The organism is Chitinophaga sp. 22308 (genome assembly GCF_052045305.1).
In the GTDB taxonomy this organism is placed as follows: domain Bacteria; phylum Bacteroidota; class Bacteroidia; order Chitinophagales; family Chitinophagaceae; genus Chitinophaga; species Chitinophaga varians_A.
On record NZ_JBQEOP010000005.1, the window covers coordinates 289,027 to 308,660 of the forward strand.

Consider the following 19,634-nt stretch of genomic DNA (forward strand, 5'->3'; position numbering starts at 1 on the left):
CGTCAATAATTTTAGAGGAATGATTTTAATTCCGCTGTGGAAATTTTTCCTTCGTAGATAGCTTTTCCGATGATCACGCCATGGCAGCCTATTTCCTGCAGGGCGGCCACATCACCGATATTGCTTACGCCGCCGCTGGCCACGAAGCTGATAGCGGGGAATTCGCCAAGGATTTTTTTGTACAGGTCGATGGAAGGGCCGGCCAGCAGGCCGTCTTTGGCGATATCTGTACAGAAGATATTTTGCACGCCCCGTGCTATGTTGGATGCCAGGAAATCAAATACCGACAGGCCGGTCGTTTCCAGCCATCCGCCTACGGCGATCTTCTCGTCTTTCACATCGGCGCCCAGGAAGATCTTATCTGCCCCGAACCTTTCCACCCAGCTAAAAAACAGTTCGGGCGATTTCACCGCCACGCTGCCAATAGTGGCCAGCGCCGCCCCACATTCATATACGATCTCCAGGTCCTTGTCAGTTTTGATGCCGCCGCCAAAATCTGTTACCAGCGATGTTTTACCAGCAATATTTTCCAGTACTTTCCAGTTGACCACCGCTCCTTTTTTGGCGCCGTCGAGGTCTACCAGGTGCAGGCGGCGCACGCCCAGCGCTTCAAATTCCTTCGCCACTTCCAGTGGATGCTCGTTATATATTTTCTGCTGGCTGTAATCGCCCTGCGTGAGGCGCACACATTTACCATCGATGATATCGATAGCGGGAATGACCTCAAAACGTTTGGCTACAGGCTTTTCCAATGATAGTTCCATGCGGATGAAATTAATACCGTCTTTTACAAAATAATTGCCCCGGGTGGTATACCCGAGGCGGTCGTAAAAAGATACTGCCGTGTCACGGGCGTTGCACCAGAGGAGTTGGATGTTTTCTTTCCGGCAGATGTCTGCCAGGTGCTCCAGTATGGCTTTCCCATAACCTTTGCCCTGTGCTGCGGGCAGCGTGGCCAGTTTACGGAACTGCGCCTCTCCCTTCCCGGGAAACAACGATACTACCGTCACCAGTTGTCCGCCTTCAAATACACCGAAGTGCAAGCCGTCAGCGTCATGTTCCACTGTCACCGCGCTCAGTGTTGCGTGCGGGTACAATACGTCCCTGCGCACCTGCAACAACGCGTCGTCCACGCTGATCCTTCTGATTTGCATCTTATAAGTTCAAAAAGTTTTCGATGATACGGGAGCCGTGTTCCGCCGATTTTTCGGGGTGGAACTGCACCGCATAAAAATTATCTTTCTGTAAAGCAGCGCTGTAGTTGATCACATAGTTAGTGATCGCTACGGTGTCTGCGCCCAGTGCTGCATAATAACTGTGCACAAAATACATGTAGCTGTTTTCAGGCACATGTTCAAACATCACGCTATGCAGACCGGTAATATTGTTCCAGCCTATCTGCGGTATCTTCAGCAGGTTCTCCACCGGAGAGGTGAAACGTTTTACCTCCACGTCAAATACGCCGAGGCACGGCGTATCATTTTCTTCCGAATGGCGGCACAGCAACTGCATGCCCAGGCAAATGCCCAGCACCGGCTGTTGCAGACTGGTGATCAGCTTATCGAGGTTACGCTCTTTCAGGTACCGCATAGCAGTACTGGCTTCACCTACGCCAGGGAAGATCACCCTGTCGGCCGACAGGATCTCTTCCGGATTATCTGTTACAATGCCATTCACACCTAAACGGTCCAGCGCAAACTGCACGGAGCGGATATTGCCGGCATTGTATTTTATGATGGCTGTTTTCATATTTAGTTTTTGATAGCGCCGATAAAAGTACGAACTGTGCTGTCAATATCCTTGCCTTCTCCCAACGCTTTAATAAAGGCGGTGCCGATAATAGCGCCATTGGTGTAACGGCAGGCGGTGTCGAAAGTAGCCTTGTCTTTAATCCCAAATCCGATAAGCACCGGGTTCTTCAGCTTCAGCTGCTGCAGGCGTTCGAAATAGGCCTGCTGGTGCGACATGTCTTTGTCTTTACCGGTAGTGGAAGAAGAAGACACCGCATACAGAAACCCTCTGCTCAGGCTGTCCAGCTGACGGATACGTTCATCGTTGGTTTCCGGTGTGACCAGGAAGACCAGGCATACATTGTATTTTTCGAAGATAGGTTTGTATTCCGCTTCGTATTCCGCTTTGGGCAGATCAGGCAGAATCACGCCATCCACGCCTACTTCCGCGCATTTTTTCACAAACGCTTCCACCCCATACACCAGCACAGGATTAAAATACCCCATAAGAATAACAGGGACGTGTATACGTTCACGAAAGCCTTCCAGCTGTTCAAACAGTTTATGCAGGCTCATACCGTTTTTCAACGCCTGAGTACCGCTGTCCTGGATCACGGGGCCGTCGGCCAACGGATCTGAGAAGGGTATGCCCAGTTCAATGAGGTCCGCCCCGTATTGTTGCAGGGCCGTCATTACCGGCAGGGTGTCATTCAGTTCCGGATAGCCGGCGGTGCAATATATATTCAGCACACCAGTTTGTTTGGCAGCAAACAATTGGTCAATACGATTTTGCATACTCCAGATTATTTATTCATGTGACGGATATAGGTATTCAGGTCTTTATCACCGCGGCCGGAAAGGCACACCACCACTACATCATCAGGATTGAAGGGCAGGTCTTTCAGTTTGGCCAGCGCATGGGCTGACTCCATCGCGGGGATAATACCTTCCAGTTTGCACAGCTCATAAGCGGCAGCCAGGGCTTCATCATCGGTAGCGTCGAGGAACATGGCGCGGCCTGTTTCGTACAGATGCGCGTGCATGGGCCCGATACCGGGATAGTCGAGTCCTGCGGAGATAGAGTACGGCTCGGTGATCTGGCCGTCTTCTGTCTGCATGAGCAATGTTTTGGCTGCGTGGATGATACCTATTTTACCCAGCTGCGTAGTGGCGGCAGAATGGCCGCTGTGTACGCCTTTACCACCGGCTTCCACGGCAACGAGCTTCACCTCTTCTTCATCGAGATAGTGGAAGAATGCGCCGGCAGCATTACTGCCACCGCCGATGCAGGCCACTACGTAGTCAGGAAGTTCACTGCCGGTTTTTTCGAGCAACTGTTTCCGGATTTCCTCGCTGATCACTGACTGGAGGCGGGCCACCATGTCGGGATAGGGATGCGGCCCGGCAGCGGTGCCGAGGATATAGTGGGTATCTACCGGGTTGTTGATCCAGTCACGGATCGCTTCATTGGTAGCGTCTTTTAAGGTTTGACTGCCGCTGGTGGCTGCCACTACGGTAGCGCCGAGCATTTTCATGCGGGACACGTTGGGCGCCTGTCTTTCGATATCGATGCTGCCCATATATACCACACATTCCATTCCCATCAGCGCGCATACGGTGGCAGTGGCCACGCCATGCTGACCGGCGCCGGTTTCGGCGATGATACGTTTCTTGCCCAGTCGTTTCGCCAGCAGTATCTGCCCGATGGTATTGTTCACCTTATGGGCACCGGTATGGTTCAGATCTTCCCTTTTCAGGAAAATCTTCGCCTTATATTTTTCTGACAGGCGTTTTGCGAAGTACAGCGGGGAAGGGCGTCCTACATAGTCCCGCAGCAGGGCTTCAAACTCCTGCTGGAAGGTAGGGTCGCTGAGCACTTCCATATACTTTCGTTGCAGTTCATCCACGTTGGGGAACAGCATTTCAGGAACATAGGCGCCGCCAAATCTGCCGTAATAGCCATTCTTGTCCACCTGGTACCTGGATTTGCTGGTATCAATTGCAATGTCCATGGAGAATATTTTTATTTGATTATTTTATTATCTGGTCATTTTCTTATTTCCGTAAGGAACAACTTCACTTTTTCCATATTCTTGACGCCGGGCGCTTCTTCGAATTTACTGTTGATATCTACGGCAAAAAGCGCAGGCAGTTTCAGTTCACCGATGATCTCCGCGTCTTCCGGCGTAATGCCGCCACTCAGCAGGAACGGATGTTCAAAAGGATATTGCTGTAAGAGCTCCCAGTTGAACCGTTCCCCGGTGCCGCCGTAACCCTTTACAGATGCCGTGTCAAAGAGGAAATAATCCGTTACGGGTATGTAAGGCGTCAGCAGCGTTTGCCAGTCAACGTTATCACCTATACGAAAAGCTTTGATCACCGGCACTGTTTCCCGGATGGCAGCGCAGAATGCCGGCGTTTCATCGCCATGCAGCTGCACCATGTCCAGTGCATAGTCGGCCACGGTGCGTAGCACCTGTTCCGCGGTGGCATTTACAAACACGCCTACCTTGCGGATACCGGCGGTTTCCCGCACGGTACGGGCATCTATTTTATTGGCGGCAAAACGGGGGGACTTTTCATAAAAGATAAATCCCGCGAAGTCTGCCTGGTTATCTGTCAGTCCCTGTAAGTCGGCCGCTCTGGTGATTCCGCAAACTTTAATACGCATGGTGTTGATTATTTAGCCTGCAGATCGTTTAATGTCTGTACAAAATTCTCGAAGGCACGGGCAGGGTCTTCCTGTTTCATGAAGTGCTCACCAATCAGAAAGCCCTGGAAGCCGGCGGCTTTGAGCGTGACGATCGCAGCAGGGTCGTTGATGCCGCTTTCCGCCACCTTGATTTTGTCTGCCGGAATTTTCGGCGCCAGTTCACAAGAGCGGTTGAAGTCCACCTGGAAAGTGATCAGGTCGCGGTTGTTCACACCTACGAGATGGGTATGTTCCGTTACCTTTTCCAGTTGTGCTTCGCTGTGTACTTCCAGCAGCACTTCGAGGCCAAGGTTGTGCGCAAACTGTGAGAGGTGCGCTACCTGTGCGGCGTCGAGGCATTCCGCGATGAGCAGTATCACATCAGCGCCGATAGCTTTTGCTTCGAGGATCTGGTATTCATCGATCACAAAGTCCTTGCGCAGGATTGGTATCTGGTTGAAGCTGCGTGCCTGTTGCAGGTCATCGGAGGAACCGCCGAAATATTTCTCGTCTGTCAGCACAGAGAGGCCGGAGGCGCCGTAACGGGTATAGGCCGTAGTGACCTGCTGCACTGTTACTTCGCCGTTGATCAGTCCTTTGGAGGGGGAGCGCCGTTTGAATTCCGCGATGATACCGGTTTTTTCCGGGTTTTGCAGGAAACTGCGGAGCGATAACGGCTCCCTGTCAAACACAGAGGTCTGTTGCAGTTCAGCTGCGCTGCGTTGTTGTTTGCGGGCCGCTACTTCCACCTGTTTATGGGCGACTATTTCTGCTAATATATTTTTCATCAGCGTTATTGTAGTTCAATCAGTTTTTTGAATGCTTTGTGGGCATTACCGGATTCGAGGGATTCCACGGCAGCGGCAAACGCTTCTTCATAAGAGCTGTGTTTACCGAGGCTGTAGAGGCCCATAGCGGCGTTGGCCAGCACGACAGAGTTCTGTGCCCAGGTGCCTTCTCCTTTGAGTATTTTCATAAAGATCTTAGCCGCTTCTTCCACGGTGTTGCCACCATAGATATCTTCCGGATGCACCTTACGTTTGCCGAGCTGTTCCGGTGTCCAGTCCTGTTCACCTTTGTTGGTGATGACTTTGGTATCTGCGGTCAGCGATATCTCATCATAACCATCGAGGCTGTGCACGATGACAAACTTTTTGTCTGTCTGCTGGAACAGGTAGTTGTACACGCGGGCCATTTCGAGGCTGTACACGCCAATCAGCTGGTGTTGGGCAAAGGCAGGGTTCACCAATGGTCCCAGCATGTTAAAGAACGTGCGGATGCCCAGTTCGCGGCGGATACCGGCCACATTTTTCAGGGCCGGATGGAACAGGGGCGCGTGCAGGAAACAGAGGCCTGCCTCTTCCAGTTCTGTGCGGAGTTTGGCGTCGTCGGCTTTAAATTTGTAGCCTACCAGCTCCATGAGATTGGAAGCGCCGCTGATGGAAGACACGCCATAGTTACCGTGTTTGGCCACTTTACCACCTGCGCCGGCCACGATAAAGCACGACAAGGTAGAAATATTAAAGGTATTTTTTGCATCTCCGCCGGTACCTACGATATCGAGGACATCGTAGCCGTTCAGTTTTACAGGGATACACAGCTCCAACAGGGCATCGCGGAAGCCCAGCAGCTCATCGATGGTGATGCTGCGCATGAGGAACACGGTCATGAAAGCAGCGAGCTCGCTCTCGTTGTACATGCCTTTGGAGATATTGATGAGTATATCTTTAGCCCCTTCGCGGGTAAAAGTTTTATGTTCGAACAGGTAGTTAAGTATCTTTTTCATACCAGAATGATGTATTTAAAATGATCAAAGAGAAGGTGGAAAACTGCGGTGGTATTATAGTTCCAGCCAGTTTTTCAGTATCTGTTCTCCCTGTGGCGTGAGTACACTCTCCGGATGGAACTGTACACCGCTTACATCGTACTTGTTATGCTGCAGGGCCATGATAAAGCCTTCCTCATCTTCTGCTGTCAGGGTTAAATCAGCAGGAAGGGTGGCTTTGTCGATCACCCAGGAGTGATAACGGCCGGCCTGTATGTCGCGGGGCATGCCTTTAAAGAGGCGGCCCTGGTCGGACACTATTTTCACATTGGTGGCCACGCCGTGGTATACCTCGCTGAGGTTGATGAGCGAACCGCCGAAAGCCTGCCCGATGGCCTGTAAGCCGAGGCATACGCCGAAGATGGATTTAGACGGCGCATATTCCTTGATCAGCGGCAGCAGCAGTCCGGCTTCTTCCGGAATGCCGGGGCCGGGCGACAGGATGATTTTATCATAATCGTTCACTTTCTCCAATGGAATTTCATCGTTGCGGACAACGGTCACTTTGCCGTTGACCAGCTTCTCCACGAGGTGAACGAGGTTATAGGTAAAAGAATCGTAATTATCGAAAACGAGGATGTTCATGTCAGATGGTTTGTGCCAGCAGGATGGCTTGTTTTAATGCATTGAGTTTATTGTTTACCTCTTCCAGTTCGGAAGAAGCCACCGATTTGGCTACTACACCGGCTCCGGCCTGATAGTAAAGGGTATTCATTTTACTGAGGATGGAGCGGATCATAATAGCGTGGTTGAAGTTGCCGTTAAAGCCCACCCAACCGATACAGCCGCCGTAGAAGCCACGGGGCGTCGGTTCCAGCTGGTCAATGATCTGCATGGCGCGATACTTGGGCGCTCCCGAAAGGGTGCCTGCCGGGAAGGAAGAAGCCAGCAATTTAAAAGGATTGGTGGCGGGGTCTACTGTCCCTTTCACTTCGCTTACCAGGTGTATCACGTGGGAGTAGTACTGTACCTGACGGTAAGTAGACACTGCTACGTTGGTAGCATTTCTGCTGAGGTCATTGCGTGCCAGGTCCACCAGCATCACATGTTCCGCATTTTCTTTCGGGTCCTGCAGCAGTTTATCAGCGAGCAATTTATCCTGCTTGTCATCACCGGTACGGCGGAAAGTGCCTGCGATCGGGTGGATAGCAGCGGTACCGTCCTTGATCACAATCTGTGCTTCAGGAGAAGAACCCATTAATTTATAATCGCCGTAATCGAAGAAGAAGAGATAGGGGGAAGGATTGATGGAGCGGAGCGCGCGGTACACATTAAATTCATCACCGGAGAAAGAGCGTTTAAAGGCGCGGGAGAGAACAACCTGGAAGACATCTCCGCGAAAACAGTGCTGTTTGCCCTGTTCCACCATCTGCATATATTCCGCGTCCGTCATATTACTGGTTTCATCCCCGGTGGTGGCGAAAGGATAGCCGGGAGAATCCTTGTGGCGGATAAGTGATTCAACCAGGTCAAACTCACTGTCGAGGCCTTCTATCTGATTTTCGCAGAGGTAAAGTTCATCTTTGAAGTGGTTGATGGCGATCACATATTGGTAAAACCGGTACCGCATCAGGGGGATCTGTGCATTACCGCCTTTTTTCTTTTTATCGAATTCAATTGTTTCAAAGAACTGCACCGAATCAAACGTACTGTATCCAAACAGCGTCTGGGCAAGGGGTACCGGGTGATTGCCGTTGAAGGAGAAGCTGCCCAGGAACTTCTGTAATTCGTCCAGTACTTTCTGGGTGTCTTTCAGTTCCTTCTTTTCCACCGGCAGATTGGGATATTTAAATTCAAAGTGGCTGGTGGAAGTTACCTCGATGCCTGCAATAGGCTTGATACAGATATAGGAATAGCTGTTTTCGCTGGCGCGGTAGTCGGTACTTTCCAGCAGGATAGAGCCGGGGAACTTATCGCGCAACCGCAGATAGATGCCTACTGGTGTGAAGATGTCCGCCAGCATCTGTTTGGATCTCGTTTTTACTTGAATGGTACGCATGATATTCAGGGTGAAAGTGTTTGCTGTTTGTTAGAAAAAGGATGTGCCTAAAAAGCCGAAAGGCCCGCTGTGTAACAGCGAGCCTTTCCAAGTATATTTCAGACGAAACATGGCACTGTAACACAGATCAGGAATTGATTCCGTGCCACCACCAATGTTTATTTGTCATGTTATTATTCATAGCGAGACAAAATTGGAACATTTTTATAACAAATGCAAATTTTTTTTTCGTCTGCTACAACATACCCTTGGTGCTCGGCAGCTGCATATTATAGGGATTGCGTTTTACCGCCATCCGGATAGCTTTGGCGAAACATTTAAAGATCGCTTCTATCTTATGATGTTCATTTTCGCCTTCCGCTTTGATGTTAAGATTGGCTTTAGCGCCGTCGGAGAAGGATTTAAAGAAATGGAAGAACATCTCTGTAGGCATCTCCCCTATTTTCTCCCGTTTAAATTCAGCGTCCCATACCAGCCAGTTACGGCCGCCGAAGTCGATGCCCACCTGCGCCAGGCAGTCGTCCATGGGCAGGCAGAAGCCATACCGTTCGATGCCGCGTTTATCGCCCAGCGCCCGGGCAATGGCTTCACCGAGGGCGATGCCGGTATCTTCAATCGTATGATGTTCGTCTATATGCAGATCGCCTTTGGCCGTGATGCTGAGATCGATGGAGCCGTGGCGGGCGATCTGGTCCAGCATGTGATCAAAGAAACCCAGGCCGGTATGTACGTTTGCTTTACCGCTACCGTCCAGGTTAATGTCGATGGTAATATCGGTTTCATTTGTTTTTCGTACATGCGTTACCGTTCTCAAGCCCAGTTTCAGGAACTCATAAATCCGGTCCCAGTCGGTAGATTCCAGTGCGATCACTGATTCGAGGGCCTGCAGGGTATCACTGATTTCGGTGCCGCCGAGGTTATTGCCTTCATTGAGCCAGATCGCTTTGGCGCCGAGGTTCTTGGCCAGCTGCACATCGGTGATACGGTCGCCGATCACGAAAGAATTGGCCAGGTCATAACCGTCGGAGAAAAAGCGGGTCAGCATACCGGTACCAGGCTTGCGCGTAGGCGCATTGTCTGCCGGGAAACTGCGGTCAACGAATATTTCGCTGAAGGTCACCCCTTCATTTTCAAATGCTTTGAGGATCATGTTCTGAGCGGGCCAGAACGTATCTTCAGGGAAAGAAGCCGTACCCAGTCCGTCCTGATTGGTGACCATCACCAGCTCATAGTCCAGCTCGGCCGCAATACGGGCCATGTTCACAAATACTTTCGGATAAAACTCCACTTTATCCAGGCTATCGATCTGATAGGTAGGCGGCACTTCTTTGATAAGGGTACCGTCGCGGTCTATAAAGAGCACTCGTTTCATGCTGATACCGGTGTTTCAGTTTTCAGGTTAAAAGTTTTTAATGCGTCGAGCAACTGCACATTTTCTTCCGGTGTGCCTACGGTGATGCGGAGACAGCCCATGCAAAGCTCTACTTTGGAGCGGTCGCGCACCACGATGCCACGTTCGGTGAGGTATTGATAGATGCCTTTTGCGTCGGTGGTCTGCACCAGAATAAAGTTGGCGTCGCTGGGATATACATTCAGCACCTGCGGCAGCTGTTCCAGGCCGGCAGAGAGCAGGTCACGTTCTATCACGATGTCGCGTATCCATTCATTGACGCGCGCCACGTTGTCCAGCGCCTGCAAGGCCAGTTCCTGTGTAGCCTGGCTGATATTGTACGGCGGTTTTACCTTATTGAAAACATTGATGATGTCTTCGCCGGCGAAAGCCATGCCTACGCGGAGGCCGGCCAGTCCCCATGCTTTGGACAGGGTTTGCAGCACCACCAGATTGGGATATTCTGTCAGCTCCTGTATGAAGGACTTCTGGCGGGAGAAATTGATGTATGCTTCATCGATCACCACGATACCGTCGAAATTATTCAGCAGCAGTTCTATATCTGACCGGTTGATAGAATTACCGGTAGGATTGTTAGGAGAGCAGATAAACACCAGTTTGGTATTTTCATCCACTGCCTGTTGCAGCCCTTCGAGGTCCAGCTGGAAATCGGGGGTGAGGCTTACTTTGCGGATGGTCACGTCGTTGATGTGGGCGCTCACCTCGTACATGCCGTAGGTGGGCGGGCACAGCACCACGTTATCGCGGCCACCAGGATTGCAGAAAGCGCGGTACAGCAGGTCGATAGGCTCATCGCTGCCATTGCCGAGGAAGATGTTCTGCGGCGGCACACCTTTGATTTCGGCCAGTTTGTATTTCAGCGGCCATTGCATCGGGTCAGGATACCGGTTATAGTTCACCGGCAGCGGCGATCCGAAGGCGTTTTCGTTGGCATCCAGGAATACGGACGCCTGCCCTTTGAATTCATCCCTTGCGGAAGAATACGGCACCAGTCTTTTTATATTTTCCCTGAGCAGGGATTCCAGATTAAACATCTTGATATTTTAATATTTTAATATGTAGTTACTGCAATCTGACAGACACGGCGTTTTTGTGTGCGTCCAGTCCTTCTGCCGCGGCCATGGCTTCAATAGTGGGCCCGATTTGCTGAAGGCCCTGTGGTGTTATCTGCTGGAAGGTAATTTTCTTTACAAAACTATCCAAAGACACGCCGCTGTAGGCGGTGGCATAGCCGTTGGTAGGCAGGGTGTGGTTGGTGCCGGAGGCGTAGTCGCCTGCGCTTTCCGGTGTATAGTTGCCCAGGAACACGGAGCCCGCGTTGGTTACCTTATCTGCCACGTTGAGCTCGTTACGGCAGGCCAGGATCAGGTGTTCAGGCGCATACGCGTTGAGCATCTCCATAGCGGTATCAAGATCCTGCACCAAAATCATCTTACTGTTGTCCAGCGCCGCCGTGGCGATGGATTTGCGGGGCAGCTTGTCCAGCTGCGCCTGCAGGGCTTTTTCCACGTCTGCGATTACTTTTTCGCTGGTGGTGACCAGCACCACCTGGCTGTCCGGACCGTGTTCCGCCTGGGAGAGCAGATCGGCTGCCACAAAATCGGGCACACAGCTGTCATCTGCCAGCACAGCCACTTCCGAAGGACCGGCAGGCATATCGATGGCCACACCTCTTTTGTTGACCAGCTGTTTGGCGCAGGTAACGTACTGGTTGCCCGGACCGAAAATTTTATACACCCTGGGCACTGTTTCTGTGCCATAGGCCATAGCACCGATGGCCTGTACCCCGCCGATGGTGAATACCCGGGAGATGCCCACCAGTTGAGCCGTATACAGGATAGCCGGGTGCAACGAAGGCGTACAGAGGATGATCTCCTTACAACCGGCGATGGTAGCAGGAATGCCCAGCATCAGGATGGTAGAGAACAGTGGCGCAGAGCCACCGGGGATATACAGTCCTACTTTCTCAATGCCTACCGGTTTGCGCCAGCATTGTACGCCGGGCATGGTTTCGATGATCTGTGTTTTTTCCTGTTGTGCTTTGTGGAAAGTGGCGATGTTTTTAGCCGCCTGCTGAATAGCTGCTTTCAGCGCAGGTTCCAGGGCTGCTTCCGCTGCGGTGAATGCTTCCGGTTTTACTTCCAGCTCTGTCAGTTGCACCTTGTCAAATTCAGCCGCATATTTTTTCACCGCCTGGTCGCCATTCTGCTGTACATCGCGAAGAATGGCTTCCACTTTGGCTTCCAGCGCTGAAGTATCCATCACCGGGCGTTGCAGCAAAGTGTTCCAGGTAGCTTTATCGGGAAATTTTATTGTTTGCATGTTTGTTGTTGCTTTTTATCAGATCACCATTTTTTCGATGGGCACTACGAGGATACCTTGTGCGCCGGCGGCTTTCAGGCTTTCGATGATGTCCCAGAAATCATTTTCATTGAGCACGGAGTGAACGGAGCTCCATCCTTCTTGTGCCAACGGCAATACTGTAGGACTTTTCATGCCGGGCAGCAGGCCAATGATATCATTGAGTTTTTCATTAGGCGCGTTGAGCAGGATGTATTTGGTGTTTTTAGCCCTTTTCACCGCCTGAATGCGGAACACCAGTTTGTCGAGCAGCTGTTGTTGTTCCGGTTGCAGGTTATGGCAGGCAGCGAGCACCGCTTCTGATTTAAGGACGGTCTCCACTTCTTTCAGGCCGTTCATGAAGAGGGTGGAACCACTGCTGACAAGGTCACAGATCGCGTCTGCCAGGCCAATGCCGGGCGCTATCTCCACAGATCCGCTGATCTCGTGTATTTCAGCTTTGATACCGTTGCGTTGCAGGAATTCCTGTACGATCACCGGATAGCTGGTAGCGATGCGGGTGTTCTCCAAATCCTTTACAGAATTGTATTCAAAGGATTTAGGCACCGCCATGGACAGGCGGCATTTGCCGAAGTTCAGTTTCTCAACAATGTTGACCTGTTTTTTCTTCTCTAATACTACGTTTTCGCCGACGATACCAATATCTGCCACGCCGTCTTCAATGTATTGCGGAATATCATCATCACGGAGGAAGAACACTTCCAGCGGGAAGTTGCTGGCTTCCGTTTTCAGTTTGTTAACACCATTGTTAATGTCGATGCCGCATTCCTTCAATAATTTGATGGAATCATCGTGCAGGCGGCCGGATTTCTGGATGGCGATCTTTAGTTTCATGATGTGTAAAAATAAAAAAAGGGCTTACCGTGTGGTAAGCCCCTGATGATGAATCTAATATGGTTGTATACACATTATCATCCCAGCCTACCTGCTCGGTAAGAATGATGGTGATGATGGATATGTACGTTGATAATCATAATGTCGGGTACAAAAATAATAAGTAAATCGGGAAATCAAACTTATTTTTTTGTTAATCACCATTTAATTTTCAGTCCATATTCTTTTTTAAGTGTCAGCAAGGCTTCCGCGTTGCCGATGGCGTCATCAACAGGGTGATGGGTGTGTTTGGTCCGGCGCAGGTGTTTAAAATTCTTAAAGGTATCATTTACCATTCCCTTGTACAGGCTGCCCAGGTTCTGGGAGCTGTGGCCGAAGGGATTGCTGCCAGTGAAATGATGAAAATACCAGCAGATGAACATCCAGTCGAACCCGTTGTTATCGCTGATAAACACGGGCCTGTCCTTACAGTTCCTGCCAAGCCATGCGGCGAAGGCCGACATGACCTTCCGGGGGTCATCGAATTGCAGGGTTTCTTCCCGTGTATGGCCGGACACGGCCAGCGCTTCAGGGACATAATTATCTGAAATGGGTTTTAACTGCCCGTAGAACGTGGTGTTCAGGGCTTCATCTACCAGTACGGCGCCGAAAGAGATCATGGAATAGTCTCCGGGGATGGGGCCGTCTGATTCTACATCTACCATTATGTAAGCCATAGGTTGATCGTATTAAAGTTGTTAACAAATATGCACCGGCGAATGCATTCTCATTGTGGCACGGCGCTGTGGCACACGAGGATCACATCTCCCGGATGCTGTTTTCATAAAAAATCGACGGAATAACTGAAAGTAAGCGGGATATAGCTGCGGGCGTGGGGCTATGTTGGTTAATCCGGGAACTTAAAAATCCTGTTCCTCCGTACAAATTGCGTTACAAATATAGAAATAATTCCCATATTCTGAAATGCCTTCGCAGCGGAGCGCTGCCGGGTTTCAGCCGGAAAATTTTTACGGTGCGCCTGTTTTAGCAATCATTTCCCCCATCCGGTTGATTAGCCGGCAGTTAGCATCCAATGGGGGTTACGGGCTTTGCAAATGATCTGTTAATGTATTTCTTAAACTAAATTATTTAGCTTTATTTTGCTAATAATATTAGTATTCATTTAAAGCGATAGTTGTATGGAAGCAATGAAGTGGAGTGAGCCTGACATGACCCTGCCATATTTTGATACCAGTATTGCCGCGGGGCTTCCCTCACCTGCCTTTGACAACGAACAGGAAAGGATCGATCTTTCCCGTATTATACCCACAGATGCCCGCAACGCCTTTATTGTAAGAGTAAAAGGTGACAGTATGAGCGAGGCGCATATCCCGGATGGCAGCCTTGCCGTGGTGGACCGGTCCATCCGGCCTTCTACCGGCGATATTATCGTTGGCACGCTGAATGGCGAGTTTACCATCAAGCGGCTGGTAAAAGCGGGGCGCAACTGGGTATTACATCCGGAGAACCCGTTTCACAAACCGGTGATGATCACGGACGACGCGGATTTCCAGGTATGGGGCATTGTAACGGCGGTAATTGTGGACATGCGTAAATAGCGAAACAACAACTTATGCATCATCCGTTAACGTTATTGTCGGCAGCGCTGTTATCCGCGCTGCTGGAAGAAGAATACCACTTCTTTGTCCGCCAGGGTTATCCTGCCGGCATCTCAGCTGCTGATACCCATATCCGGGAAGCATTTCTGATCACACCATATAAAGACATTGCCAGCGCCAACGCACATTTCCAGCATATCCGGTTCGACCGGCGCAAGTACATCTACCAGACCTCTCATCCGGAAGAAGAAGAAAAGTTGCGCCACGCCGCCACACAGCCTGCGGGCTACAAAATATATCTGGCCCTGATAGACCCGGAGCATGAAGCCCCGGCCCCGCAGCTGGTACAGCATGTGAAACATTATATCAGTCAATATACCACCTGGCCCACGGAAGATATCTGTATTCAATACGCCCTGCAATACGGGGAACTATATCTCTCCCTGAAATATGGAGATGAAGAAATAAAAGTACCTTTACCGGCAATAGAAAGCTACTAAAATAATGTGTTACGATATTGCGCTGAATGCCAACCTGCAAAAGATCCTGAAGCGGGTGCCCCTGCTACAGACAGGCATCAACCTGGATTTCGACTTTGCCCCCACTTATCATAAAATAGGCATGTCTTTTCCACAATGGCCTGTTATCGTGGACAACAACGGACCACAGCTGGACAGGTTCACCTGGGGCCCTATTCCAAGGCTGCTGGACACCGCCGAAAAAGTGAAAAGACAACGGCAAATGTACCTGAACGCCCGTAGCGAAAAAGTTCCGGAAAGCGGCACCATGTGGAACGCTATCCGGCACCAGCGCTGCCTCGTACCGGTGACGGGTTTCTTCGAATACCGGCAGATACCCGGCTGGAAAAACAAAGTAGCTTACTATATTCATTCCCGTGAACAGGAAATTTTCTTCATCGCCGGATTATGGGCCTACTCCAACTCCTGGGACGTGGACAAACCTGAACGCATCCCTACTTTCACTCTGCTCACCCGCGCCGCCAACTCCGTGATGCGGCAAATACACAATGGTGGCGACAATGCCGGCAGAATGCCGCTGATGCTACCGGATGACCTGGCGCTGCAATGGATCAAAAAAGATCTAACAGACACGGATATACGTAATATTATTCAGCATGAATATCCGGCCGAACAACTGGAATACTGGCCGGTGAATTCTGTTCGTAAAGTAAAGCCTGATGATGAAACGGTGATTGCACGGGTGGAATATGAAGGGCTGCCGGCTGTTATGTAGACAGCAATTGGCGCCTCAGTTAAATAACTGCCTGTACCTAACCGGGGTCTGGTCGGTTTTTGTCTTAAATAGTTTACTAAAAGATTGCGGATGTTCAAACCCTAACCGATAGGCAATTTCGGCTACAGAAAGAGCAGTGGTGCTGAGTAAATCCTTAGCATAGTCAATCAACTTGTTTTGAATATACTGTTGTGTGTTTAATCCTGTAAGGGAACGTAACATATCACTTAAGTAACGTGGCGATAAATTCAATCGGCTACTGATTTGCTGAACGGAAGGTACACCTGCCTCCAATCCATGATTTCCATTGAAGTATTCATCCAGCAGTTTATCCAACGAAGCTATCACCTGGTGATTAATGGTTTTCCGGGTAATAAACTGCCGGTTGTAGAAGCGGTTACTGTAGCTCAACAGCAGTTCAATCTGCGCTACCAGGATATCCTGGCTGAACTTGTCAATATTCGTTTCCAGCTCACCCGCTATTGTACTAAACAAATTCCCGATAATATCTTTCTCTTTTGCTGATAAAAACAGTGCTTCTGAAACGGCATAGGAGAAAAAGCCGTATTGATTTACCTGGTTGCCCAGGGGATAATTTCTGATAAAGTCAGGATGAAAATATAATACGCAACCCTCATAACTATCTGTATTCCCGGAAGACACAACTATCTGTCTGGGTTTCAAAAAGGCCAACCCACCTTCTTCAAAATCATAATATCCCTGACCATATTTTACCTGTCCTTTAAATTCTTTTTTAAATGAAATTTTATAGAAATCAAGACTGATTTTGGCATCCTTTTCAAAGGTGTTTATTAATCCTTTGCTGTAGTCCACCCACCCTATCAACGGGTGCAATGGCGCAGGCTGTCCCAGGTAGCGCATCAACTGGGAAATACTGTTAAAATGATATGTACCGGATGTATTTTTCATTTTCAACATACTAAATGTACTCATTTTTGAGCTGAAGGCCGAATGACGATATCACCAATTTCCACTTCCTGTGGCTGACCAATAGCATACAGCACCGCATTCGCCACCGCTCCCGGGGGAATCGCCCATTGCTCCATATCCTTTAGCATGGCCGCTTTCAACGTTTGTTCTTTGACATCCCTGATAAAACCGGTTTTCACAAAACCTGGGGAAATACCGGTGATCCTTATTGTACCGTCCGATTCCTGGCGAAATGCCTCCGCCATAGTACGGACTGCATTTTTAGTCGCTGCATATACCCCCTGTGTCGGAACAATTTTAATTCCTGCGGTAGAGATAATATTAACAATATGCCCCGATTGCTGCTTTTTAAAATGCGGCATGGCAGCAGCCATTCCGTACAAAACACCTTTCAGGTTAATATCTATCATTTCTTCCCAGCCTGGAATGTCCATCTCATCTATCCGGCTGAGGTGACAAACGCCGGCATTGTTCACCATAACATCCAATCTTCCATATTTATTCACTGCCAGCTCCGCCAGCCTTACCAGATCACTTTTATGCTTCACATCTGTTTCCAGAAACGCAGCATCTCCACCGTTCCTGTTAATTATTCCGGTGATTTTTTCCAGCTGTTCTGTCCTGCGGGCGCCCAGCACTACTTTCGCACCTGCTTCCGCCAATGTTAAGGCTGTAGCTTCACCAATACCAGCGCTTGCGCCGGTAATGACAACAACTTTTTCCCTGATTTGATTTTGCATAAGTTATACGCTTAATTGATTTAACCAATCCAATTACGATACAAATTTCCTCCTTACTTATTTGCAAAAAGTAGCCGGATTGGTAAATATTGTAACCGGATTGGTTAAATCAAATTAATCCGTCATTACGGTGCCAGACAGAAAGCAATAGACGCAGACGCATCATACTGGCTCTGACGCCCTACCCCATTAATCACCGTAGACGCCACATACAAAGACTCGGCAAAGGCCGCTACGCCAGGACAGGCGCCCAGCATGTCTGCCACGCTTTTAGTAAACGTTTCTGTATGGAAGGTAGCCGGAAACAAAGCACCGGACGTGCCAAAATAACCATGAGCACCTTTGATGATACCAAAAGACCAGGTAGCAAATCCCTGCGGGTGAGAAGCTGTCCAATGTAACTTCACAATATCTGCGGTATTGGTGTATTTCAGATAGCCACAATTCGGATCTGCCGGCGTAATATTCAATAACGGGATGTCCATACTGGCCACACACTGATCATTATTCACCAGCAACGCATTGCTCATGGAAGACAATAACACATGTGATCCATCGTAAAATTCCAGTTTAAGCGTATGTGCGCCGTTAGGCACAGACACACTGTTCAACAGGCAACCCAGATCGGTATTGTAGTACACGAACGCAGGATTGTGAATGCCATAGAAACCATTGACATCAGGCTTTTGCAGCTCGATGATATCATAATGGCCATTCACGGGATTGAGTCGGAGATCATTCCACGAATCAAAACGCGGACTGCCGTCTACCAGCACTTTATAGTAACGCACATTGTTGTTCCAGGCATTATAATGATCGATATTCACCGGCAATGTGCCACCAAAAGGCGAATCTTTGGGGAACTGAAAAGGATAGGCCGGTTGGGTGGTAGTATCAGCTTTACCTGCGGCAGTGATGAGGTTCCAGGGCACATAACCGATGCCTTTGTAGAGCCAGTTGCCGGAAGTGGCGGTCAGCGTGTACTGGTCCACTTCATCATTGCAGCATACACAGTAGTTGCCCGGCTGTATCACCGCGATACTGGACGGACGTGAAGCCGTACCACCGATGAACACATTAACATTACCGCTGGTTTGGGTAACGTCTACCGCGGAGATGCGATTGGCCGGGTCACGTTCTGCTACCAGCAGCCGGGTTTCAGTGGTGTCTGCCCAGGTCAGGAAGAAGGGGGCTGTCAATCCGCCCGCGATGAGCGTTTTAGTGCCGGTGGCCAGGGTAATGCGGCTGATACCGGGCGTTCCGCCCTGTTCAGTCACATAGGCGGCAGACAGGTCAGCGGTAAGGGTTAATCCCACCGCGAGGTTAAGGCCGCTATACAATACTGTTTTGGCACCGGTGTTCAGGTCCACACGTACCAGATTACCAGGATTGGCATATTCCACTACGTAAGCCTGCATATGCGCTTCGTCCAGCCACAGCTGCTGTGGCGTATTGAGGCCGGAGCATACCACAGCTGCCGCAGAACGGTCTGCTGTGGCGAGGTTCACTTTCAGCAGGTTACCGGCGCGTTCTGTTACGTAGGCGGTTTGTTCATTGGCTGTCGCGGCAATATCTTCCGGCTGATTGTATCCGCTGCCGATATGCCTGTAGATGGGGTTTAACCTATAAGTGACCCACTGCACGGTAAGATTATAACCGTAAGTGATCACCTTTAATTTGCAATAGTTACCTTCTTTTGTCTGTACACAAAAGACATCACCGTTGACCAGTTTATTTGTGGCATCATTATTACCAATCACGGGCGTATTGCTGTAGGCGTAGGATTGCAGGGAAGCGGCCGTTACCAGGTTAAAATCAGTAACGCCCAGATTGATGATACCGGCATTGCCTTGTGGCACCATTTGTCTTTTGACGGCATCGATCTGTTCCCAGAAAATATCAGCGTTGCCGCCCATGGGAACATTGGTACCGGTTTCACAGTCAAACGACCAGGTGCCTTTTATATCAACAGTGCCCTGGGATACCACTGTAGCGGCGGCAGGAGAAAGATCAATAGTGGAAATAAAACCGCCGTATTCGACGAGGATAAGCTGGTTCCTGTTTTTCAGGTAGCGCGATCCGATAGCGCCAGCCAGACTTGCTGCTAACTTTTTCATGATGTTGGGGTTTAAGTACAACGAGGTATTGCACAGGCGTACCTTGTAGTTTTTGGAGTTTTTGGGGTAAAGTGAACTGTATGCCGTTTTCCGGAAACTGCGATACGAAATTACAGCTTCAG

At 49.8% G+C, this 19,634-nt stretch carries 20 protein-coding genes; 3 read left to right on the top strand and 17 right to left on the bottom strand.

The annotated features are described in order from the left end of the window. Window positions 1-11: 11 nt before the first annotated feature. From hisA to ACTJJS_RS21510, 14 genes are all read right to left on the bottom strand, one after another. On the bottom strand, window positions 12-1,154 hold the full coding sequence (hisA, locus tag ACTJJS_RS21445) for a 1-(5-phosphoribosyl)-5-[(5-phosphoribosylamino)methylideneamino]imidazole-4-carboxamide isomerase (RefSeq protein WP_440665185.1): 1,143 nt from the start codon (window positions 1,152-1,154) through the stop codon (window positions 12-14). Between the two features lies 1 nt (window position 1,155). Next, window positions 1,156-1,749: an imidazole glycerol phosphate synthase subunit HisH gene (hisH, locus tag ACTJJS_RS21450; RefSeq protein ID WP_168871944.1), complete on the bottom strand. Its 594-nt coding sequence runs from the start codon at window positions 1,747-1,749 to the stop codon at window positions 1,156-1,158. 2 nt (window positions 1,750-1,751) lie between these two features. Next, entirely contained in the window at window positions 1,752-2,525 is a 774-nt protein-coding gene (gene trpA, locus ACTJJS_RS21455) for a tryptophan synthase subunit alpha (protein WP_440665186.1), read from the bottom strand. An 8-nt stretch (window positions 2,526-2,533) separates the two neighbouring features. Next, window positions 2,534-3,742, bottom strand: coding sequence for a tryptophan synthase subunit beta (trpB, locus tag ACTJJS_RS21460; RefSeq protein WP_168871942.1), 1,209 nt, complete (start codon window positions 3,740-3,742; stop codon window positions 2,534-2,536). 35 nt (window positions 3,743-3,777) lie between these two features. Next, the gene (locus ACTJJS_RS21465) at window positions 3,778-4,401 is read right to left on the bottom strand and encodes a phosphoribosylanthranilate isomerase (RefSeq protein WP_440665187.1); all 624 of its coding nucleotides are present in this window, start codon (window positions 4,399-4,401) and stop codon (window positions 3,778-3,780) included. A gap of 8 nt (window positions 4,402-4,409) precedes the next feature. Next, the gene (trpC, locus tag ACTJJS_RS21470) at window positions 4,410-5,210 is read right to left on the bottom strand and encodes an indole-3-glycerol phosphate synthase TrpC (protein ID WP_168871940.1); all 801 of its coding nucleotides are present in this window, start codon (window positions 5,208-5,210) and stop codon (window positions 4,410-4,412) included. A 5-nt stretch (window positions 5,211-5,215) separates the two neighbouring features. Continuing rightward, window positions 5,216-6,208, bottom strand: coding sequence for an anthranilate phosphoribosyltransferase (trpD, locus tag ACTJJS_RS21475; protein WP_168871939.1), 993 nt, complete (start codon window positions 6,206-6,208; stop codon window positions 5,216-5,218). 54 nt (window positions 6,209-6,262) lie between these two features. Continuing rightward, on the bottom strand, window positions 6,263-6,832 hold the full coding sequence (locus ACTJJS_RS21480; protein WP_440665188.1) for an anthranilate synthase component II: 570 nt from the start codon (window positions 6,830-6,832) through the stop codon (window positions 6,263-6,265). 1 nt (window position 6,833) lies between these two features. Then, window positions 6,834-8,246 (bottom strand): anthranilate synthase component I family protein, encoded by a 1,413-nt coding sequence (locus ACTJJS_RS21485; protein ID WP_168871937.1) that lies wholly within the window; start codon window positions 8,244-8,246, stop codon window positions 6,834-6,836. A 235-nt stretch (window positions 8,247-8,481) separates the two neighbouring features. Continuing rightward, entirely contained in the window at window positions 8,482-9,618 is a 1,137-nt protein-coding gene (gene hisB, locus ACTJJS_RS21490) for a bifunctional histidinol-phosphatase/imidazoleglycerol-phosphate dehydratase HisB (RefSeq protein ID WP_440665189.1), read from the bottom strand. After that, complete coding sequence (gene hisC / locus ACTJJS_RS21495) at window positions 9,615-10,691, bottom strand: histidinol-phosphate transaminase (protein WP_168871935.1); 1,077 nt, start codon at window positions 10,689-10,691, stop codon at window positions 9,615-9,617. Before hisC ends, hisB begins: the two co-directional genes overlap by 4 nt. A 28-nt stretch (window positions 10,692-10,719) precedes the next feature. After that, window positions 10,720-11,979 (bottom strand): histidinol dehydrogenase, encoded by a 1,260-nt coding sequence (gene hisD / locus ACTJJS_RS21500; RefSeq protein ID WP_440665190.1) that lies wholly within the window; start codon window positions 11,977-11,979, stop codon window positions 10,720-10,722. 18 nt (window positions 11,980-11,997) lie between these two features. After that, window positions 11,998-12,852 (bottom strand): ATP phosphoribosyltransferase, encoded by an 855-nt coding sequence (hisG, locus tag ACTJJS_RS21505; RefSeq protein ID WP_211092661.1) that lies wholly within the window; start codon window positions 12,850-12,852, stop codon window positions 11,998-12,000. Between the two features lie 197 nt (window positions 12,853-13,049). Continuing rightward, window positions 13,050-13,568, bottom strand: coding sequence for an exonuclease (locus ACTJJS_RS21510; RefSeq protein WP_440665191.1), 519 nt, complete (start codon window positions 13,566-13,568; stop codon window positions 13,050-13,052). A 462-nt stretch (window positions 13,569-14,030) separates the two neighbouring features. On the opposite strand from ACTJJS_RS21510, the gene ACTJJS_RS21515 reads away from it, so the two are divergent. Genes ACTJJS_RS21515 through ACTJJS_RS21525 form a run of 3 tightly spaced genes read left to right on the top strand, consistent with a single transcriptional unit; the run spans window position 14,031 to window position 15,704 of the window. Then, window positions 14,031-14,450, top strand: coding sequence for a LexA family protein (locus ACTJJS_RS21515; protein WP_440665192.1), 420 nt, complete (start codon window positions 14,031-14,033; stop codon window positions 14,448-14,450). A gap of 14 nt (window positions 14,451-14,464) precedes the next feature. Further along, a complete protein-coding gene (locus ACTJJS_RS21520) occupies window positions 14,465-14,950 on the top strand; it encodes a hypothetical protein (protein ID WP_440665193.1) in 486 nt (161 codons plus the stop codon). A 4-nt stretch (window positions 14,951-14,954) separates the two neighbouring features. Then, window positions 14,955-15,704: an SOS response-associated peptidase gene (locus tag ACTJJS_RS21525; RefSeq protein ID WP_440665194.1), complete on the top strand. Its 750-nt coding sequence runs from the start codon at window positions 14,955-14,957 to the stop codon at window positions 15,702-15,704. A 15-nt stretch (window positions 15,705-15,719) separates the two neighbouring features. Here the strand turns inward: ACTJJS_RS21525 and ACTJJS_RS21530 are convergent, their stop codons facing one another. The 3 genes from ACTJJS_RS21530 to ACTJJS_RS21540 all read right to left on the bottom strand — a co-directional run bounded on the left by ACTJJS_RS21530 (window position 15,720) and on the right by ACTJJS_RS21540 (window position 19,512). After that, a complete protein-coding gene (locus ACTJJS_RS21530) occupies window positions 15,720-16,538 on the bottom strand; it encodes a helix-turn-helix domain-containing protein (RefSeq protein ID WP_440665195.1) in 819 nt (272 codons plus the stop codon). Window positions 16,539-16,654: 116 nt separating this feature from the next. Next, on the bottom strand, window positions 16,655-17,395 hold the full coding sequence (locus tag ACTJJS_RS21535) for an SDR family oxidoreductase (RefSeq protein WP_440665196.1): 741 nt from the start codon (window positions 17,393-17,395) through the stop codon (window positions 16,655-16,657). Between the two features lie 125 nt (window positions 17,396-17,520). Next, window positions 17,521-19,512: a hypothetical protein gene (locus tag ACTJJS_RS21540; protein ID WP_440665197.1), complete on the bottom strand. Its 1,992-nt coding sequence runs from the start codon at window positions 19,510-19,512 to the stop codon at window positions 17,521-17,523. Window positions 19,513-19,634: the final 122 nt, after the last annotated feature.

Excerpts from the sequence above, each read along its gene's own strand:
- hisD (WP_440665190.1), bottom strand. The coding sequence starts at position 11,979 with ATGCAAACAATAAAATTTCCCGATAAAGCTACCTGGAACACTTTGCTG.
- ACTJJS_RS21525 (WP_440665194.1), top strand. The coding sequence starts at position 14,955 with ATGTGTTACGATATTGCGCTGAATGCCAACCTGCAAAAGATCCTGAAG.
- trpD (WP_168871939.1), bottom strand. The coding sequence starts at position 6,208 with ATGAAAAAGATACTTAACTACCTGTTCGAACATAAAACTTTTACCCGC.
- trpA (WP_440665186.1), bottom strand. The coding sequence starts at position 2,525 with ATGCAAAATCGTATTGACCAATTGTTTGCTGCCAAACAAACTGGTGTG.
- ACTJJS_RS21540 (WP_440665197.1), bottom strand. The coding sequence starts at position 19,512 with ATGAAAAAGTTAGCAGCAAGTCTGGCTGGCGCTATCGGATCGCGCTAC.
- hisB (WP_440665189.1), bottom strand. The coding sequence starts at position 9,618 with ATGAAACGAGTGCTCTTTATAGACCGCGACGGTACCCTTATCAAAGAA.
- hisC (WP_168871935.1), bottom strand. The coding sequence starts at position 10,691 with ATGTTTAATCTGGAATCCCTGCTCAGGGAAAATATAAAAAGACTGGTG.
- ACTJJS_RS21515 (WP_440665192.1), top strand. The coding sequence starts at position 14,031 with ATGGAAGCAATGAAGTGGAGTGAGCCTGACATGACCCTGCCATATTTT.
- hisA (WP_440665185.1), bottom strand. The coding sequence starts at position 1,154 with ATGCAAATCAGAAGGATCAGCGTGGACGACGCGTTGTTGCAGGTGCGC.
- ACTJJS_RS21520 (WP_440665193.1), top strand. The coding sequence starts at position 14,465 with ATGCATCATCCGTTAACGTTATTGTCGGCAGCGCTGTTATCCGCGCTG.
- ACTJJS_RS21535 (WP_440665196.1), bottom strand. The coding sequence starts at position 17,395 with ATGCAAAATCAAATCAGGGAAAAAGTTGTTGTCATTACCGGCGCAAGC.
- trpC (WP_168871940.1), bottom strand. The coding sequence starts at position 5,210 with ATGAAAAATATATTAGCAGAAATAGTCGCCCATAAACAGGTGGAAGTA.
- trpB (WP_168871942.1), bottom strand. The coding sequence starts at position 3,742 with ATGGACATTGCAATTGATACCAGCAAATCCAGGTACCAGGTGGACAAG.
- hisH (WP_168871944.1), bottom strand. The coding sequence starts at position 1,749 with ATGAAAACAGCCATCATAAAATACAATGCCGGCAATATCCGCTCCGTG.
- ACTJJS_RS21480 (WP_440665188.1), bottom strand. The coding sequence starts at position 6,832 with ATGAACATCCTCGTTTTCGATAATTACGATTCTTTTACCTATAACCTC.
- hisG (WP_211092661.1), bottom strand. The coding sequence starts at position 12,852 with ATGAAACTAAAGATCGCCATCCAGAAATCCGGCCGCCTGCACGATGAT.
- ACTJJS_RS21465 (WP_440665187.1), bottom strand. The coding sequence starts at position 4,401 with ATGCGTATTAAAGTTTGCGGAATCACCAGAGCGGCCGACTTACAGGGA.
- ACTJJS_RS21510 (WP_440665191.1), bottom strand. The coding sequence starts at position 13,568 with ATGGCTTACATAATGGTAGATGTAGAATCAGACGGCCCCATCCCCGGA.
- ACTJJS_RS21485 (WP_168871937.1), bottom strand. The coding sequence starts at position 8,246 with ATGCGTACCATTCAAGTAAAAACGAGATCCAAACAGATGCTGGCGGAC.